16 protein-coding genes and 1 riboswitch are annotated in these 18770 nt (G+C 54.4%); of the genes, 10 read left to right on the top strand and 6 right to left on the bottom strand.

The window, feature by feature from the left end; genetic code table 11:
- Position 1 precedes the first annotated feature (1 nt).
- A complete protein-coding gene (locus tag D7M11_RS33350) occupies positions 2-1198 on the top strand; it encodes an MFS transporter (RefSeq protein WP_120751604.1) in 1197 nt (398 codons plus the stop codon).
- A 175-nt stretch (positions 1199-1373) separates the two neighbouring features.
- Here D7M11_RS33350 and D7M11_RS33345 read toward each other — a convergent pair whose 3' ends face one another.
- Positions 1374-1685, bottom strand: a complete 312-nt coding sequence (locus tag D7M11_RS33345) for a hypothetical protein (protein ID WP_120751603.1) — start codon at positions 1683-1685, stop codon at positions 1374-1376.
- Positions 1686-1921: 236 nt separating this feature from the next.
- On the opposite strand from D7M11_RS33345, the gene D7M11_RS33340 reads away from it, so the two are divergent.
- Positions 1922-2371 (top strand): MarR family winged helix-turn-helix transcriptional regulator, encoded by a 450-nt coding sequence (locus D7M11_RS33340; protein WP_240041422.1) that lies wholly within the window; start codon positions 1922-1924, stop codon positions 2369-2371.
- A gap of 109 nt (positions 2372-2480) precedes the next feature.
- Here D7M11_RS33340 and D7M11_RS33335 read toward each other — a convergent pair whose 3' ends face one another.
- Positions 2481-2780, bottom strand: a complete 300-nt coding sequence (locus D7M11_RS33335; protein ID WP_120751602.1) for a DUF3055 domain-containing protein — start codon at positions 2778-2780, stop codon at positions 2481-2483.
- A gap of 299 nt (positions 2781-3079) precedes the next feature.
- Here D7M11_RS33335 and D7M11_RS33330 point away from each other — a divergent pair, with 299 nt between their 5' ends.
- Positions 3080-4135, top strand: coding sequence for an HRDC domain-containing protein (locus D7M11_RS33330; RefSeq protein ID WP_120751601.1), 1056 nt, complete (start codon positions 3080-3082; stop codon positions 4133-4135).
- A gap of 99 nt (positions 4136-4234) precedes the next feature.
- Here the strand turns inward: D7M11_RS33330 and corA are convergent, their stop codons facing one another.
- Positions 4235-5170 (bottom strand): magnesium/cobalt transporter CorA, encoded by a 936-nt coding sequence (corA, locus tag D7M11_RS33325; RefSeq protein ID WP_120751600.1) that lies wholly within the window; start codon positions 5168-5170, stop codon positions 4235-4237.
- Positions 5171-5323: 153 nt separating this feature from the next.
- Between corA and D7M11_RS33320 the strand changes: the two genes are divergently transcribed.
- The gene (locus tag D7M11_RS33320; protein WP_120751599.1) at positions 5324-5518 is read left to right on the top strand and encodes a hypothetical protein; all 195 of its coding nucleotides are present in this window, start codon (positions 5324-5326) and stop codon (positions 5516-5518) included.
- 326 nt (positions 5519-5844) lie between these two features.
- Here D7M11_RS33320 and D7M11_RS33315 read toward each other — a convergent pair whose 3' ends face one another.
- The 3 genes from D7M11_RS33315 to D7M11_RS33305 are packed head-to-tail and all read right to left on the bottom strand — an operon-like array spanning position 5845 to position 9629.
- Positions 5845-6957 (bottom strand): Ger(x)C family spore germination protein, encoded by a 1113-nt coding sequence (locus D7M11_RS33315; RefSeq protein ID WP_120751598.1) that lies wholly within the window; start codon positions 6955-6957, stop codon positions 5845-5847.
- Positions 6954-8057: a GerAB/ArcD/ProY family transporter gene (locus tag D7M11_RS33310; RefSeq protein ID WP_120751597.1), complete on the bottom strand. Its 1104-nt coding sequence runs from the start codon at positions 8055-8057 to the stop codon at positions 6954-6956. The genes D7M11_RS33315 and D7M11_RS33310 overlap by 4 nt, the downstream gene beginning before the upstream one ends.
- 3 nt (positions 8058-8060) lie before the next feature.
- Entirely contained in the window at positions 8061-9629 is a 1569-nt protein-coding gene (locus D7M11_RS33305; protein ID WP_120751596.1) for a spore germination protein, read from the bottom strand.
- Between the two features lie 355 nt (positions 9630-9984).
- Positions 9985-10110, top strand: a riboswitch (SAM riboswitch).
- 107 nt (positions 10111-10217) lie between these two features.
- Between D7M11_RS33305 and metA the strand changes: the two genes are divergently transcribed.
- From metA to mqnC, 6 genes are all read left to right on the top strand, one after another.
- Positions 10218-11186, top strand: coding sequence for a homoserine O-acetyltransferase MetA (metA, locus tag D7M11_RS33300; protein WP_120751595.1), 969 nt, complete (start codon positions 10218-10220; stop codon positions 11184-11186).
- A gap of 102 nt (positions 11187-11288) precedes the next feature.
- Complete coding sequence (locus D7M11_RS33295) at positions 11289-12449, top strand: aminotransferase class I/II-fold pyridoxal phosphate-dependent enzyme (protein WP_120751594.1); 1161 nt, start codon at positions 11289-11291, stop codon at positions 12447-12449.
- Between the two features lie 303 nt (positions 12450-12752).
- Positions 12753-14141 (top strand): extracellular solute-binding protein, encoded by a 1389-nt coding sequence (locus D7M11_RS33290; RefSeq protein WP_120751593.1) that lies wholly within the window; start codon positions 12753-12755, stop codon positions 14139-14141.
- A gap of 238 nt (positions 14142-14379) precedes the next feature.
- On the top strand, positions 14380-15372 hold the full coding sequence (locus tag D7M11_RS33285) for a hydroxyacid dehydrogenase (RefSeq protein ID WP_120751592.1): 993 nt from the start codon (positions 14380-14382) through the stop codon (positions 15370-15372).
- 241 nt (positions 15373-15613) lie between these two features.
- Entirely contained in the window at positions 15614-17227 is a 1614-nt protein-coding gene (locus D7M11_RS33280; protein WP_120751591.1) for a type 2 periplasmic-binding domain-containing protein, read from the top strand.
- A gap of 225 nt (positions 17228-17452) precedes the next feature.
- Positions 17453-18592: a cyclic dehypoxanthinyl futalosine synthase gene (gene mqnC / locus D7M11_RS33275; protein WP_120751590.1), complete on the top strand. Its 1140-nt coding sequence runs from the start codon at positions 17453-17455 to the stop codon at positions 18590-18592.
- Positions 18593-18770 lie beyond the last annotated feature (178 nt).

Below are 18770 nucleotides of genomic sequence, written 5' to 3'. Positions count from 1 at the left end.
CATGACATCATCCGCCCGCTCTATATGGACGCCTCATTTCAAACGTCTGTCGGTCATGCTGTTTGCGATCGAATTTGTCCGCAGCGCTCTTCTGATTTCGTTTTTGCCCGCTTATGCGGCCGGTCATCTCGGCATCTCGCTTGCGGCTGTCGGCTTGGCCGTGTCGATTCATTATTTGGCCGATACAGGCGTCAAGGTGGCGGCCGGTTATTTGTTGGACCGGTTTTCGTCCCGTCTCATGCTTCATCTGGCGTTTGCCGCCTCGCTAGCCGGGCTGTGGGCCGTCTTCTTCGCCGGGACGCCCTGGCTGCTTGTTGCCGGCGCGGTGCTGCTCGGTATCGGAGCTTCCCCGGTATGGCTCATCTGCCTCAGCTCGATTCGGGAGCAGCAGCGCGGCTCGCAGATGGGCGTCATTTATACCATATGGCTGACCAGTCTCGGGGCCGGGCCGATCGCGCTGGGCTTTGTGCTGGACCGGGGGTACACCATATCGTTTATACTGCTGCTGGCGCTGCTGGCGATCGGCTGGGGGATTGCGTTCCTTACCCGCTTCGAGACGGGCCAGCCGCTCGCTTCGATGCCGCTGAAGCAGCAGCTGGCGCAGCTAAAGGGCAGGCTTGTGTTAATGAAACCCCTCGTTCCCGGCATGATCGTGCAAACGGCGGCCGCCGGTTTGCTCGTGCCCGTGCTGCCGACGTTTGCGACGAACCGGCTCGGTCTGGACTATTCCGGTTATTCGCTCGTTCTGATCGTAGGCGGTATCGTCACAGCAGCCGGACTGATCCCGATGGGGCGGCTATCCGACCGATGGGGGCACAGACGGTTTCTCGTCGCCGGATTTTTCGGTCTCGCCGCCGCGCTCGTGATGCTGCTCTCCTCCTCGGGTTTGCCGTCCGCGATGCTGCTGGCGTCGATGCTTGGCTTGTCGTACGCGGTCGTGCTGCCGTCGTGGAACGCCGTCTTGTCCTCCTTCGTGCCCAGCGAGCAGAAAGGTACTGGCTGGGGCGTTCTGTCCAGCATCGAAGGAATCGGCGTTATGGTCGGCCCTGCGGTCGGCGGCTGGGTCGCCGGACAGTTCAACGAAACGGTGACGGTTGGGGTAAGCGCCGGCTTGCTCGCTATCATCGCCATCTTTTATTTGCTCGTTCCGAAGCGCAGGCTGCTGCCCGGCCAGGCGGACGAAAGCGGAGCCGCCTGAGTCGGCCATAGGGTCGGAAAGATCGGCTTAGCGAGGCGATCGCGCCTGCTGGTACTAGCCGCATCTATAGATAGCGGAACGATTTTTCCGCTATTGCGGGGGCTGTTCACCAAAAGGACCGTCAGGCTACTCCCTGGCGGTCTTGTTTTGTTGCGGATGGGACGCGAGCCGCTTATCAGTCGACCGGATACTCGTCGCCGGCTTCGTCGTGCGTATCATGCTCGCCCGGATAGCCGCCGCGGTCGAGCCCCTCGTGCAGGTCGCGGTTTTCGTAGGCGAAGGCGCTCGTCGATCGCTGATCGGCGCGCCACGGCGAGCTTTTGCCCAGTGTTTCGCGTTCCAGGTCGGCGCCGTACGGGCCTTCCGGAAATTCCTCGGCTGTCAGATCGTTGCGCTGCGACTCCACGGTTGCGAGATCGGTATACTCGCTCCGCTCCTCCTGCAAAAAGCCTTCCTTCGTTTCAAGTTCATTCTCGTGTCCGGACATGCGTTCATCCTCCTTGGAAGCCTATCTTAATTCCATTGTTCCTCGGGGACGGCTTTTTTATTAGTAAGCTCGTATCGCAATACGCCTAGGATAGGGTATACTATTAATAGTTAATAATTATTTACAGTTCAAATATTTTAATTATGTGAGTTCTTTGTTCAAAAGCGTTTGCTTTTTTTCGGGCGGAATGATTAAATGTAAAAGATTAATGGGCGTGAACGATAGAGGTGTATGCGATGCTGAACGAGAAGAAGAAACAATTGTCCGAGCTGTATGCGACCCACATTACCCGGTTCGTGAGCGGCTTTACGAAAATACTCGCTACTTACGATTTGACCGACTCGCAATATTGGCTGCTGCAAATTGTCGAGAAGGAAGGACGCAAAACCTGCTCGAGCTTAGCGGAAACGATGGACATTACGCTGTCGGCCGTAACGAATCTGTCCAACAAGCTGGTCAAAAAAGGGCTGATCGAGCGGATCGTGCCGGAGCATGACCGGAGGACGACGTTTCTGCAAATTACGGAGCAAGGAGAGCGTATCATTCAGCAAATGATAGACCGGTACACGGTCGTATCGGAAGGCATGTGGACGAGCTTTACCGAGGAGGAGCTTGATCTGCTCATCTCCTCGTATCGCAAAATGGTGACTAACCTGGAGCAGGCGGCGAACAAGCGGGACGTATAACAAGGCAACGGCCGGGAGCCTTTGCAAGCGACGCCGTCATAAGCGGATAACGACCGAACAGCCCCGATGCGGGCGCACCGGAGCGTCGATAGACGGTTTCTTAAGCAAGCTAAATATCGGTAAAATTAATCATGCCGACCACTTCGGTCAAAAAGTTGCGCAAGTCTTCCGCGTCCTCCTCGGACAGCTTGAAGACGTATTCCAAGTAGCCGGCCTCCTCCAGATCGTCGGGGCCGATAATTGCCGTTTTGCCGGATTGGATGTCGGTAATAAGCTGTTTGCCGTAAAACCGGCTTGTCGTCGTGAGCGCGAGATCGAACCGCTGCAAGGACGGGGATATGAAGCAAACGAAACGCGTTCTCGTATCCTCCGTATGGTCGTACAAAAAATCGAATGAATTCGCGGACATGCTCCAGCCTCCGTGTCGTACGTTTGGTACCTCGATTATACATGAGACGCCGCTCCCTGGCAAAAAGCAAATGTCCCGGTGATGCGTGCATTCGGCGGTCTTGTGAGGCGGTCGTTTCACTTTAACGGATACAACTGCTCCTAGATTCATGGTTTTAGCCGAAGGAATATATTGTAATGTTGCTGCCGTTATGGTACGATCAAAAGGAATTATTTATACGTACGGCATGAGGAAGCACCTCTTCTACTTTTGTAGGAGGGGTGTTTTTTTGTTGCCGCTAAACGAAGGAGGAGTGCAGGATGAACTTGGTTTTTCTGAACAGCTTCGAGAAGGAAGTAGAGGAAGGGGGAACGGCTGAAGCCGCTCAAGTATCGATCGCCGAGGAGCTCGGGGAATGGCATGTATGGTGGTACGAGCCCAGCCCTGCAGGGATTCCGTCGCAGGAAAGCTGGTACAAGGGACCGTCGTGGGATCGAATGCTCACAGAGTTTCGGGCGCGACTTGCCGAGAAGCGCGAAGCCGGCTTCAAGCCGCTCGTACAGCTTGCAGCACAGCGGGAATCGGCGGCCGGGGGAAAGGCGGCGCTGGCCCGAAAGCTGGAATATTATGCCGAGCGCCATGCGGACGAAGCGCTGTTCGAGGCGCTGCGGCGCTGGCGCAACGCCCAGGCGGCAAACGAAGGCAAGGCCGCGTTCATTTTGGCGTCGAATCGGCTGCTTCGCCTGCTTAGCGCCTTCAAGCCGCACACGCCGGAGGAACTGCTGCAAATCCCCGGCTTCGGCGAGCATAAGGTATCGCTGTACGGGCAGGACCTATTGGCGCTGACGGCCCAGTCGGACAGGCAGACGTCGTTTCCGCTCGCCTGGGTCGATCAGGCCGTCGGCGATGCCGAAGCGGAAGAGTGGGCGAAGAAGCGGCAGGAACAGCGCCGCAGAGGCGAGGCGTCCCGGGGACAGACGAAGCGGAAGCTGCTGGAGGCAATACATGCGGGGAATACGCTTACGCAGACAGAGCCGCTTTTTTCGCTCAGCCGGAGGGAGCTGGTCACCGTAATCGAGGAGCTGGACAAGGAGGGTTATGAGCTGGATGCATTCATCGACAGGGAACTGGAGACCATTCCGGAGGAGCTCGTCGAGCAGGCGTGGAGCGAGTTCAAACGGTCGGGGGACCGGTATCTGCGACCTGTACTGCAAAAGCTATACGACGAGAAGTCGCTGGAAGAAGCGGCGATCAGCCGCGTTTACGAATGGCTAAGGCTGCTGCGTATCCGCTACCGCAAATCGGTGATCGATATTACAGAGAGCCCCGGGGCCGACTCGGCGTCCGGGACGAGCGAAGAGCCGGAATCGGCCTAAGCCGTAAGCGCCTTCACGAGCCTAAGTTGAACAAAAAAAGGCTGTCGCCTCGCCATCGCGCGAGGGCAGCCTTTCGCCTTGAATCCTGCCGGAGCCGGATCAGAACCAATTCTTTTTTTTGAAAAACAGAAACATCGACAACCCTACTCCGAATATGATCGCCAGCACCGCGTAATAGCCGTGAGCCGTATGCAGCTCCGGCATATTGTCGAAGTTCATGCCGTATATGCCGGTAATGATCGTCATCGGCATGAATATCGTCGTAAGCGCCGTAAAGATGCGCATAATTTCGTTCGTCCGGTTCGACAGGCTGGACTGGTACGCCTCGCGCAAGTTGCCCATCAGATCTCGGAACGTTTCAAATTCCTCGGTTATTTTGACGGCGTTCTCGTAAATGTCGCCGAAATATTTTTGCAGCTGGTCGTCGATGAGCCGAAGCTCTCTTTTGTTAAGCGCCCAGATCAAGTCCCGCTGCGGCACGAGCATTTTTTTGAGCCACAAAATTTCGCTGCGGAGACCGATAATTTCGTTCAAATGCGATTTTTTCGTATGCACGAGGATGTCTTCCTCGAGCGTTTCGATTTTCGCTTCGATCCGGTCGCCGACCGTAAAGTAATTATCCACGACCAGGTCGACGAGGTGATAGAGGAAGCGGTCGGGCGAGTTCACTTCCTCTTCCCAGAGGACCGGCTTGATCGAGCGGATTTCGTTAATTTTTTGGCGGGTGACCGTAATGATCGTATGCCGGAATAAAAAGATATTAAGTGCGCGTAAAAAGATTTCTTCGTCGTCAAAGCGAATACTGTTAATGACGATAAAATAATGCGAATCGTACAGCTCCAGCTTCGGCCTCTGCTCTTCGTCGTTCAAGCAGTCCTCGACGGCCAGATCGTGCAGCTGAAACAACGGCTGCAGCATTTCCAAGTCTTCCAGATTGGCGTCGACCCAATAAAAACCGTTCGCTGGAGGCACAAGCGCATCCGCGATATCATCGATTTGCGTAAACAATCCGTTTTGTACCAGACGTACCTTCATCTGTCTCACCCCTTAGCAGTGTTCCCCGAAATAAAGGTTGTCACCATGCGATTTTCGCAGAAAGCGCCAAATAGACATCGCACGCGGCCGGGCGAAAAAAGGCGGGGCGCAAGTTTTGCGCGGTCCTCGCTTTCCGCTCGGCGGCATGGCGCCATGCCAAAAGGCTCTTTGCTTGCCAGCAGCAGGCCAGACAACATAACAATGGCCAACATAGACACTGCAAACGATCCGCTTAAGCTGCTCGGGAACGACAGAAGGCTAACCGGTAACGCCTGGATCTTATACGAGAGGCACGAAACACAGGCGAAGACCGGACTGCCGTTTCCGGCTATTCAGTTGATTCGTTGACGGTCCGGGTCGGTCCCCATCCATGCATCGTTCACCCCTTTGTTCGTTTGTTCGTTATGATCTTGTTTTCGACACGCCGAAACCCGGGCCAACATGGCGCGGGCGGCTGTATCCATGCCCCGCAAGAGGGCGGAATACTTGTCTAGTATAACGCGCCCCCGGAGCATCGCACAAGATGCTTCGCGGCGGAGCGCGAAAAGAAGCTGCTATAACGTATGTGCGAACGGTCGCCAAGGTGATGAGGCGAACGACAAGCCCGGGCGAGTCCGGTGACTTAGGCTCCACTTTGAGGGGCTATGTAAGTTTCGGTGCTCCGATTTGCGGCATTATTTGATCGTGCCCATTCCGGCGATTCGCGTCTTCACCTTAACGCGGATCTCGGCCTCGGACAAGACGTCGCCCCAGCGGTTCTGCACCTTCTTCCATTCGGGATAGGCGTAGGCTCGCGCGTACAAGCCGAGTCCGATCGGATCGATCCGCGCCTTCTGAATTTTGCCGACAAGTTTGGCGAAGCGCGCTTCGAGCTGCTTGTTCATCTCTTTTTCCAGCGCGGCCGCATTGCTTCGAACGTTGGCGGGGAAGAGCCGCTCCGAGATGATGACGGACATTTTAACATCAATGTCGAAGATGAACTTGTCCTCGTGCTTCACTTTCGTTTTAGTCTTAATCCGATGACCGGTTACGCTTAATTTATCCATTTTGCCTTTTTTGGCCGCGGCTTCCGGCATTGAAAGGGTGAATGAATAATCGCCGTCTTTGTGATTTTGCAAAATGCGCAGCAGTCGGTTTTCGCGCTCGTCAAGCGACAGCTTGTACCGGCCTTGCTCGTCGAGCAAAGCCGTCCCGGTTATTTTTATTTTACCGTCTTTTTTAAGCTCGGCTACATAGGGGGTCAAGCCGGGTTCCAGCATTTGTCTGTGGAAATCGCGCAGGGTCGTATTGACGGTCAAATTTCTCATGGAGGCCGTACGGATTAACTTGACCAAATACAAAGGGAGGCGGGGCTTATCCTTCGGGCTAAAGAAAACGATGTCCGAAACGGACCCGTCGACGGCGATCAGGTAAGAGGTTACCGTATTTTTGGCATCGCGCATATAAAGGTCCAAATAGTTGCTCCAGTCCGGCTGCTCCATTACCTTTTTGCTGACTAGAATGGCACGCGTTTTGCTCCCGGTTGCAAGGCCCATGGCCATCAAGTCGAACTTGTCCCGGGAACGGCGGAGCGTGATCGCATGAACTCCATACTTTTCTTCTTTATCTTTCGCTTCCTTGTGAAAGACGGGGGACGATTCGTAAACGACAGTGCGGTTCTTGTCGTCCACGTCTATACCGACGATGAGGGCGAGCGTAACATCCTCGATTTTGGTTTGATCGAAGCATCCGGCAAGTATAGCGGCCGCAGCGATCATGAAGCACCATAGGACGACTATCCGTTTCAACGCGCTTCCCTCCGTTTACTGATCTTTTTGAACACCTTGACGTATGCCAGCAGGCACAAGGGGAGCAAGTACGCAAGTACAATTCCCGCTTTTGCAGCCAGCTTCGAAAATTGCTCGGACTGATTCCAGGTAGGGTGAACCGCGTAAGTAAGACCTACGCACAAGACGAACACGGCGACTACGATCGGCGCATGTTTCCGAGTGCCGATCAATGCCGCGAATCCGCGGGAAGCGAAATGCCATACCGGCAGCCAAGCGGTGGAGGTGACAAGAATGTATGCAGCATAAAAAATCATATCGAACCGTTCGACGAAGCGGAATTCGATAACCTTCAGCAAATTAAGCACGGGCTGATTGTATTCGACCACCTCGGCTGGACTGAAATAGATGAAGCAGGTCAGCGTAACGAGTAAATAAGTAAGCATCGTCAGCGTATTCGCGGCAAGCATCCCGTGAACGGCGTATTTTTTGTTTTGGAGATACGGGTACAGAAAAGCGCTTATTTCAAACCCGGACATCGAGTAAACGGTAACCTCTACTGCATCTATAACTGGCTTGACGCCTTCCTTGAAGACTGGCAATAGATTGAGAATGGTCCCTTCTTTAATCGGGATCAGTACAACGAGCAGCATCCATGTCGTCATATAAAAGACGAGCTCGCAAAATCTCCCCACGTCCCGAATCCCGGAGCGGGCAATCAGGAGGATCGGAAAAGCAATCAGCCCGACGATCAAATAATCCGGCGTTTTCGGCAGCAGCCATGTTTTAATATACAGCATCGTTTTGGTCATAATTAGCCAAGTGAAGAAACCGTAGTACAACACAAAGGCCGAAATCGCTAGCTTGCCGATCGTTTTACCGAATAGGTGCTCGAACAGCTGAAACGGGGTCAGGCTTGGAAAGGTCTCCATCGTTTTAATCCAGGCAATGCCGCAAACCGACCCGATTGCCCAGCTAATTAACAATGCCACCCATCCGTCCGTCCCCGCCTTTTCGGCCAGCTCCCGCGGAAGTGACAGTACGCCGACGCCGATTTGATAGCCGTTAATAATAAACACATACTGAAGAAGAGTAATGCGATCGACCGTTATTGGTTTCAAAAGCTACCACCTATTGCCTCGTTTTTTCCCTTGACGGACCGATTGCCTTGTCGGTATGCTCTTGGGTCGGGTTTTCATCGTCCATAACGGAAAGCGTATAAACAAATCTTTAATATCCGCAAACCGGAAGGGCGCAAGCGGGCTGGCGTACGGAACGCCGAGCGAGGTAAGCCGGACCAGATGGGCGATGAGCAGCATCCAGCCGACGACCAGCCCGACGATGCCGAACGTGGCAGCCAGCAGCATCATTAAAAACCGGAGTAGCCGGATGGCGGCCCCCATATCGTAGCTTGGAATGATAAACGACGCGATGGCGGTTGCGGCTACGATAATGACCATTATATTGCTTACAATTCCGGCTTGAACTGCCGCCTGGCCGATGACGATCCCCCCGACGATGCCAACCGTTTGACCGACCGGAGAAGGAAGACGAATGCCCGCTTCTCGCATCATCTCCAGTGTAATTTCCATCAGGAGCGCTTCTACAACGGGCGTGAACGGAACACGCTCCCGCGTCTCGGCGATGGAGAAGAACAGCTCCATCGGAATAACCTCGTAATTGAAAGAAATCAGGGCGACATACAGCGCAGGCAAAAAAAGGGCGACGAAGAAAGCGGCATATCGAAGAAGACGGATAAAGGAAGCGACGATCCATCTCGTGCTGTAATCGTCCACACTCTGAAAAAAAGCGATAAAGCTGGCCGGCGCGACCAGCACAGACGGAGAGCGGTCGACAACGACGGCGATGCGGCCCTGTAAAATTTGCGAGGCGACCGAATCCGGGCGTTCCGTTAAAATAAACTGCGGAAACGGGGAATACACATGGTCCTCGATCAGCTCGGCCAGCTCGCCGGTATTGATGACGGCATCGACCGACACGGCTTTCATTCTCGATTCCAGCTCGGCGATCACCTCCTCGCTGGCTACATCGCGCAAATAGATCAGGTAGACGAGCGCTTTGCCCCGTTCCCCGATCGTCGCCTGCTTGACGATCAGCTCCCGGTTTGCGATGTATCTGCGGATCAGCGCCACGTTCTGGCCGGCTGTTTCGACGAAGCCCTGATGCGCGCCCTTTAGCGACGCTTCCAGCTGCGGATCGGAAATTTCCCGCTGCGGCCAGCCTTTCGTATCGATCAAATAAGCCCGGGTATCCCCCTGAATAAATAGAACGCTTTGGCCGGAAAGAATCGAATATTCGATGTCCTGCCAAAACGATGCGATCGCGGCTCCGCCGACCGTAGCCGGAATATCTGCTCCGGAATCGCGCCGCTCGTACATCAAATTGTGCAGCACCGTATTTTGCACCGAATTTTTATCGGTCAGTCCGTCGAGATAGGCAAGGAAGGCATCGGTCCCGTCCGGAGCAACCTTCAGCCTGCGTATTTGCAGGTCTGCGGCTCCCTGCAGCAGTTGCCCGAGCCGGATCAGGTTGTGATCCAGCTCGGCGGAGACAGAGTCCCCGGTCGTTTGCGCCGATGCGGGCTTCGGTATGGGCGGCGCTGGGGGCCGTTTACTGCTTTTGTAGCGTTTCGGTCGGAATAGCAGTTTGAAGAAGCTCACTATCGCTCTCATCCGTTCGCGGTAAGTTAGGTTCTTAGTATGACCGTGCAGCGTTCGGGTCATTCCCGGAATATGGAATGTCGAGCCGCAGACGCCCGGACAGGGCCATCGCATAGGTTTGGTGTTAGCGTAAACGGCCGCTGCGGGATCATTTCATCTTCCACTCGCTCTTGCAATCGGATTGCTTGATGGAAAATTGTCAGGTAGCAATCCGATTGCAAAGGCGACCGCTTTGCTGTTCCAGATGCAAATGCTCCACTCCGCTCCTTCGGTTTCCCTAATGCTGCCCTGGCGGCCCATCAGGGTATCTTGACGAAATCGCCCGGATCGGATACAGTAGAAGTATCAATTGAATATTGCTTTGTAACTCTTATCAAGAGTAGGTGGAGGGACCAGCCCTATGAAGCCCGGCAACCGACAAAGTCGTCCAATGGCGATGATGCACGGTGCTAATTCTTGCGGAGACGGATCGTACGTTTCTGAGAGATGAGAGAGGACATGCGAGCTTTTTTGCGTAAGCGATGGCCTTTTCTCTTTCTCGGAGAAAGGTCTTTTTTGTTTTCACAATCGGATCCATACTACCTAAAGGGAGTGAATATGATGCCTATCAAAGTGCCGGACCATTTGCCTGCCAAAGAAGTGCTCATCGAGGAAAATATTTTCGTCATGGACGAGACGGTCGCCTTCCACCAGGATATCCGTCCGCTTAAAATAGCCATACTGAATCTAATGCCGACGAAGGAAACGACAGAATCGCAAATTTTGCGGCTGATCGGCAACACGCCGCTGCAAGTCGAGTTCGTCCTGCTTCATCCGGGCACGCATACGTCGAAAAATACGAGTCCCGAGCATTTGAAGCAGTTTTACCAAACGTTCGAGGATATCAAAAACGATTATTTCGACGGCATGATCATTACGGGCGCTCCGGTCGAGCAGATGGAGTTCGAGGAAGTGAACTACTGGACTGAGCTTCAGCAAATCATGGATTGGACGAAGACGAACGTAACGTCGACGATGTATATATGTTGGGCTTCGCAAGCCGGTCTGTACCACCATTTCGGAGTACCGAAATATGCGGTCGGCGAGAAAATATTCGGCGTTTTCCCGCATACGACGACGGCGAAACATGTGAAGCTGCTGCGCGGCTTCGACGAGCTGTTTTATGTGCCGCAATCCCGGCATACCGAAGTGCGCAGGGAAGATATCGAGAAGGTGCCGGAGCTGGACATTTTGTCGGAATCGGAAGAGGCGGGCATTTATTTGGTCGCGACGAAGGACGGCAAACATATTTTTGTAACCGGGCATTCCGAATACGATCCTTGTACGCTAAAATGGGAATATGACCGCGACGTGGCCAAAGGACTCGAGATCGACGTGCCGAAAAACTATTTCCCGAAGGACGATCCGTCCCGGGAGCCGCTCGTGACGTGGAGAGCGCATGCCAACCTGCTGTTCTCCAACTGGCTGAACTATTACGTTTACCAGGAAACTCCATTCGATCTGAGCGCGTTGAAGCCAAAACAAACGCTCGAAGAAGCAGGCTGGCTTACGTACGGCGCCGGTCTCTGATCGATCGCCAATTCGAAGGCAAGTAAGCGGCGGAGCTGCCGAGTGTGCAGTTCCGCCCCCTTTTCCACTAAATTCCCATTATGCCTAGGAGGATAATCGAATATGAAAATAGAAAGCCGCCTGGCGCAGATCGGCTCGCAATCCGAGCCGGTTACGGGCGCCGTCAGTTTCCCGATCTACCAAGCTACCGCGTTCCGTCACCCGCGGCTCGGACAAAGCACGGGCTTCGACTATTCGCGCACGAAAAATCCGACCCGCTCGGTGCTCGAGCAAGCGGTCGCCGAGCTGGAATCGGGAGACGCCGGCTTCGCCTGCAGCTCCGGGATGGCTGCACTGCAGACGATCTTTGCCATGTTCGGCCAGGGCGATCATCTGCTCGTCTCGCTGGATCTGTACGGCGGCACGTACCGGCTGATCGAGAAAGTGATGAGACGTTTCGGCGTGACCGCCACTTATGTCGATACGAACGATCTCGACGCGCTCGAGGCGGCGTCCCGACCGAATACGAAGGCGATCGTCATCGAAACGCCGACAAACCCGCTGATGATGATTACCGACCTGGAGCGCATATGTACATGGGCGAAGGCGAAGGGCTACATCTCGATCGTGGACAATACGCTGCTTACCCCGTTTTTTCAGCGTCCGATCGAGCTTGGCGCCGATATCGTCGTCCACAGCGCAACGAAATATTTGGGCGGCCACAACGACGTTCTCGCCGGGCTGATCGTCACGAAAGGCAGCGAGCTGTCGGCGGAGATCGCGTTCCTGCACAACTCGATCGGCGCGGTGCTGAATCCGCAGGATTCGTGGCTGCTTATGCGCGGCATGAAAACGCTGGCGCTGCGCATGGAGCGGCATCAATATAACGCGACGAAGATCGCGGAATTTTTACTGGCGCATCCGATGGTGGAGGACGTGTATTATCCGGCGCTGCCGTCCCATCCGGGACATGAGGTCCAGAGCAGACAGTCGTCGGGCAACACCGGCATTTTCTCGTTCCGGATGAAGGACGCCCGGACGATCGAGCCGATTCTTCGCCATATCAAGCTTATCGCGTTCGCGGAAAGCCTCGGCGGGGTGGAATCGCTGATGACGTATCCGGCCGTGCAGACGCATGCCGACATTCCGGAGGAGATCCGCAAACAGGTGGGCGTAGACGATCGTTTGCTGCGCTTCTCGGTCGGCATCGAACATGTCGACGATCTGATCGCCGACTTGTCGAACGCGTTCGAGGCGGCGAAGCGGGAGATCGAGCTTAAGTAACGCCCGGAGCCAAGGCTTGGCCCTCCGGACTTCCTATAAACGAACCAAAAGCTGCAGCTTAGAGTTGTTTCTGACCCACGAATGCGTCAAGTCATGTCGCCGGGCGGAGACAGCTCTTTTTTGTTTGTGCGGATTCGTTTGGAACAGATCGTTCGGCGAAATGTGGGAACGTTTACAAGCCACTATGTTTCAATCGCCGATTGTGATACTATAGCTGTAATCGATTTTCATAAGTCAGATGTGCGTCAGAACGAATCGGACATCCCATGTCGGTGACGAGAATGAGGGAAAGGTAGGGTTGGCATGGCAAACAGACCAAGCCGGGAGACGCTGACCAAACGAATGGACGAGATGATCCGTTCGATCCGCGACGAGATCGTTTCCGGCAAACGCAATGTGGGCGACTTTCTGCCTTCCGAACGAGAGCTCGGCAAGCTGTACTGCATCAGCAACAAGTCGGTCCGGCATTGTCTCGATGCGCTGGTGTCGGAGGGCTTGATCGAGAAAATTCCGAAGGTCGGCAACCGCATTGCGGACGTCCCCCAAGACGACTCGATTACGATTCGTTTCGGCTGTCACCGGACAACGGTGGAGGAAACGGATCTAGGCACGCTCATCTCCAATTTTCATAAACAGTATCCCCGCATTCGCGTGCAAACGATGATGCTCGATCATTTCGTCAGTATCCGCGAGTCGCTCGAATCCGGTATTATGGACGTCGTGACGGTGAACGTGCCGAATTTCCGGGAAATGGTGGACGCGGCCAGTCTCGATACACTCGAGCCGCAGCAGCCGAATCACGACATTTATCCGTATTTGAACAAACTGTTCGTGCATGAAGGGCTGCAGTGGGTGCAGCCGCTCACGTTTTCGCCGGTGGTGCTCTGCTATAACCGTCAGCATTTCCGCGAGAAAAACGTGCTCGAGCCGGACAGCAGCTGGACTTGGGACGATCTGAAGCACGCGGCCGACCGGTTGGCCGTTCCGAACGAAAGGTACGGGTTTTATTTTTATTTGCTATCGAACAACCGCTGGCCGGTCTTTTTGCTGCAAAGCGGCGACAAGCTGCCTCCGGAGGGGGAGCCGGTGCGGCTGTGCGACGGCACGTGGATGAAAATGCTGCAGCTGTGCCGGGATGTCGTCATGCAGCAGTCGCTAATGCCGCTGTTTTATGACGAGGCCGACGCGGAGAAGCTGTTTCTTCAGCAGAAGGCATCGATGATCATGACGACCTATTTCGGACTGAACGAGCTGAAGAAGGCCGACTTCGAATACGATATCGCGCCGCTCCCTTATGTGAACAATCCGCGTACGCTGCTTATTGCGATCGGGCTCGGCGTAAGCGCAAAGTCGGAGCAGAAGGAAGCGGCGCAGACGTTCGTCGATTTCTTGACGTCGCACTCGTCGCAGCTGAACATTCGCAAGCATACGCTCAGCATTCCGGCGCTGAAGCCGGCCGCCGAATGGATCGGCCAGGAGTCGATGTTCCGGCCGCTTCGTTATCCGATGCACCGAGATATCGTGCCGACTTACCGGCTGCACGCCGACCTGAACGTAACGACCGAGATGCTGCACGCGATTATCGGCGAGGTGAGACTGTATTGGTCGGGACTAGCCTCGGAGCAGGCGGTATGCGAAAAAATCGAAAAAGCGCTTAACGAGCTGCGGCAAAAGCGGCTTCAGGAAGCGTAAGGCGAGGCTCCGCGGATGCGGGGCTTTTTTTTGCGGCGTGCCAAGGCGGCTGCGTGTCCGGCGGTTGTCCGCGCTGATTGCTGATCGGATTTTTGTGAGTCAGATATAGACTATGAAAATGAAATGAAAACGATTTTATATTGACATTATGTGAATGGTTGGTTAGAATGAAGTCATTCAGAGTTAGTTGTGAGTTAAATGAATACAAAACCATTACAATTCGGAAAGCGGGAGCATCATGAATCGAATCGCTTTATTGCCCGGTGCAAACGTCTGGGGAGAAATTTTTACCGAGAAGCATTTGAACCGGCTGCGTCAAATGGGCGAGCTCGTAATTAACACGAATCCCGGCAATCCTAGCAAGGAGGGTATCGCCGAACTGATCCGCGACGCGGACATTGCGATTACATCATGGGGCTGCACTTCGTTCGATGCAAACGTTCTTCGCGATGCAAAACGGCTCAAGTTCGTTACCCACGCCGCCGGAACGGTCAAAGGCATCGTAACGCCGGAGCTGATCGAACGCGGTATCCGGGTAAGCAGCGCCAATGACGCTCTTGGCGTAGGCGTGGCCGAGACCGCGCTGGGACTAACCATTACGGCGATCAAGCGCATGTGGGAGTTAGCCGCAGGTACGCGCGACGGGAAATGGGGCGAAGGCTGGGGACGCGTTCGCGAACTGTTCGACGTCACCGTCGGCGTCGTAGGCGCCGGCAAAGCGGGACGCCATTATATACGGCTGCTGAAGCAGTTCGAAGTAGATGTTCTGCTGTATGACCCGATCGTATCGCCTGAAGAAGCGGCATCGTTAGGCTGCCGGAAGGTAGAACTGGAGGAGCTGCTGAAGGAATCGGAAGTGATCTCGATCCACGCCCCTTCGATTCCGGAAACGGACGACATGTTTAACGCGAGTACGTTCGCTCTGATGAGAGACGACGCGATCCTGATCAATACGGCGAGAGGCAGCCTCATTAACGAGGAGCATCTGGCCGCCGAGCTTGCGAAAGGCCGGTTTATCGCCTGCATCGATGTTACGAAGCAGGAGCCGCCGACGCTAAACCACCCGTTCCGAAGCTTGCCGAACGTCATATTGATCCCGCATATCGCCGGAGCGGTCAATAACGGCAAACAGCGTCTGGGCCGGTATTCCATCGAAGAAATTCGCCGCTTTTTGGCAAACGAAACGCTGGACGGCGAAGTGAATTTGCAAAATCTGCATGTTATCGCGTAACTTTCGGTTTTTATTGGAGCTTTGGCAGGAAGGCGAGCTTTTCTCCTGCCGACGTCTCTTATCTATAATGGAAGCGTTTGCCGATAGGCATGTCAGGTAGCGTATTCTATACTGGAGGTGTCCGCGAGGCAGGTTTGCAAATGTCGATTCAGCAACCGGACGTTTTTGACGTGGAATTAGGCAGAGGGGTTCAAGATCACACTAAAACCGGAGCATCTTAGGTAAACACAAGGAGGATTCCATGAAAAGTTTAAAAGTGTTGGGCGCGGTTATGCTCGTAAGCACGATGGTGCTGAGCGCTTGCGGCACCAAGGATGACAAGGCGCCGGCCGCATCGGGCGACGGCGGCTCCAAGACGGCCACCAAAGAAAAGCTTGACCTCAAATGGTTCATTTTTGCGCCGGCTACCGCTTCGCTTCCGTCGGGCGACAAAGATTTCGTGAAAAAGGCGATTGAGGAAAAATTCAACGTATCGCTCAAGATAGACTACTTGCCGTTCGGTACCGACTACGATAACAAAATCAACGTCATCATGACGGGCGGCGACCATCCGGACATGTTCCTTGCGAACGGCGCAGCCAGCCAGAAGTTTGCGGTTGACGGTCTGCTCGCGGACCAAACGCCTTTCGTGACAAAAGAAACGATGCCGAACTACTTCAAATGGATCAAGGAAGACGAAATTAAAAACTACCAGCTGAAGGGCATCAAATATTCCCGTTCGCCGATGCCGTTCCAGCGCAACACCTACGGTTCGTTCTATGTGCGTAAGGACTGGCTCGACAAGCTCGGCTTGCAAATGCCGAAGTCGTATGACGAGCTGATGAACGTCATGAAGAAGTTTACGAACGACGATCCGGACGGAAACGGCAAAAAAGATACGTACGGCTTTAGCGCTGCCGCTGCCGGCGGCAAGTTGCCACTTGACTTCCCGGCCTGGGTCAACAACGGTCTTGTCGCCGACTTCATGATCGACGACAAAAACCTGGAGTTCGTAGAAACGCAAAGCAGCCTGAAGCTGCAAAACGTACTGCAAGACGTGAAAAACATGATCAAGGATGGCGTAGTCGATCCGGACTGGTTCGTCAACAAAGCGCCGCAGCATTTCGACAAAGGCGCTCAAGGCAAAGTCGGCGTCCTCTGGTCGACCGACAAGAGCTTCGCGATGGAGTCGTCGCCGAACAGCGTTCAATCCCGCACGAAGCAGCTCGATCCGAAAGCCGACTGGCAGCCAATCTTCCCGTTCCAAAACCAGCCGTACGGCTGGAAGCAAGGCACTACTGGCGGCGCAAGCCCGTTCCTGTTCTCCAAAACGGTTGCGGAAAAATCGCCGGCCAAGATCAAACGCTCCGTCGAAATTCTCGACTGGCTCGCCAGCGAAGAAGGCTATCTGATGACCCACTACGGTCTCGAAGGCAAGCACTATAAGAAAGAAGGCAAGAAAATTACGCTTGACCCGGCGGCGTATGAAGCGGATGTTACGAAAAACGGAAGCTTCCTCGACATCTGGAAGTTCTTCACGAACCTTGACGAGCCGTCCGTGCTTGGCCTTGAAGTGATCGACCCACGCGTTTCCGATCGCGACCGCGCGATTCTGAAATTCGTCGAAGCGATTCCGAAACATGCAGGCGAACCGGTAGCTTTGGCACCGCCGGAAGGCATGAACATCGGCGACTTCCGCAAGGAAATGGCCCGTCTGCAAAACGTAGTTATTTTCGACGACAAAGACGCATCGAACTGGCCTAAATACCGCGACGAGCTGATGACCAAGTACAAAGGCCAGCAAATTTTCCAAGCTTATGTCGATCAAGTCAATGCGGTTCGACCGGCGGATAAGCAACTGAAGCCGTTCAAATAAAAAAAGCAAGCTGTTGAAACGGCGCGACTGCCGCCCCCCATACGGTATTTCGCGAGAGCAACATTCAAGACTACCCAAACCCATGCAAAGAAGCCGTCCTCCCCAGGGCGGCTTTTTTGCGTTCATTTCGCTATAGCGCCGCTCGTCCAAAACGTCACGGTTTCTTCCTGTTTTTCCGGGTTCCGATATGGTACGATAGAAGGAACATGTGAAGGAGTGATAGGGATGAGCCGGATCGACCGCATATTGGACAAAGCGCTGGCGGGTGGACGACTGGACTTGGAAGACGGCCTCACGCTGTACGACTCCGACGAGATCGAGAAGATGGGCGCGGCCGCGAATCAGATCATGCTGAAGTTTCATCCGGAGCCGATTACGACATTCGTCATCGGGCGGAATGTTAATTATACGAATATTTGTGACGTGTACTGCCGGTTTTGCGCCTTTTACCGGGCTCCCGGATCGAAGGAAGGTTATGTGCTGCCGGACGAGACGATCTACCAGAAAATTCAGGAGACGATCGACGTCGGCGGCACCGAAATTTTGATGCAGGGCGGAACGAACCCGAACTTGCCTTTCAGCTATTATACGAATATACTTCGCGGCATCAAGCAGCGGTTTCCGGATATTACGATGCACTCGTTTTCTCCGGCGGAAATCTGGAAGATGAAGGAAGTGTCGGAAGGGCTGTCGCTGGAGGAAGTGGTGCGCCAAATTCATGAAGCGGGTCTCGACTCCTTGCCGGGCGGAGGCGCGGAAATACTGGACGACCGGACGCGCCGCAAAATCAGCCGGCTGAAAGGAAGCTGGACCGAATGGATGGATGTGATGCGGACCGCGCATCGCATTGGCATGAACACGACCGCGACCATGGTGATCGGTTTCGGGGAATCGATGGAGGAACGCGTGCTGCATATGCTTCGCGTTCGCGAGGCGCAGGACGAATGTATCGCGAATAAGTACCCGAGCCCCGGATTCCTAGCTTTCATCTCTTGGACGTTCCAGCCGGACAATACGAATTTGAAGGCGGAGAAGCTCGGACCCGACGCTTATTTGAAAAACGTCGCCATCAGCCGCCTGATGCTGGACAATATTGCAAACTTCCAATCGTCGTGGGTCACGATGGGACCGGAAGTCGGCAAGCTCTCGCTGCATTACGGCTGTAACGACTTCGGCAGCACGATGATCGAAGAGAACGTCGTCTCCGCCGCAGGTACGACGCACAAGGTCAACATCGGCTCGACGCTCGACCTCATTCGCCAAGCGGGCAAAATCCCGGCGCAGCGCAATACGAAGTACGAGATTTTGCGTATGTTTGACGATGTGAACGAGAAGATCGAGAACGATTTTGTGATGCAGAACTGAGCAAAATAACAAACTCCCCGTACGGTCATTGCGGCCAGAAGGGGAGTTTTATTTAACGTTACAGACAAACATGCTGCTTTGCGGCACCACTGATGAATGAAAATATTGTCCATACTGGTACTGGGCTGGCGAAGGTAGGTCGTACTTTCTTGGTGTCACGAACCCGTGTTACAGACGG

Origin of the sequence: Paenibacillus ginsengarvi, assembly GCF_003626695.1 — a bacterium.
Taxonomy (GTDB): domain Bacteria; phylum Bacillota; class Bacilli; order Paenibacillales; family NBRC-103111; genus Paenibacillus_AB; species Paenibacillus_AB ginsengarvi.
Note: the sequence above shows the minus strand (reverse complement) of the source record. Positions and strands in the feature narration are given on the sequence as shown.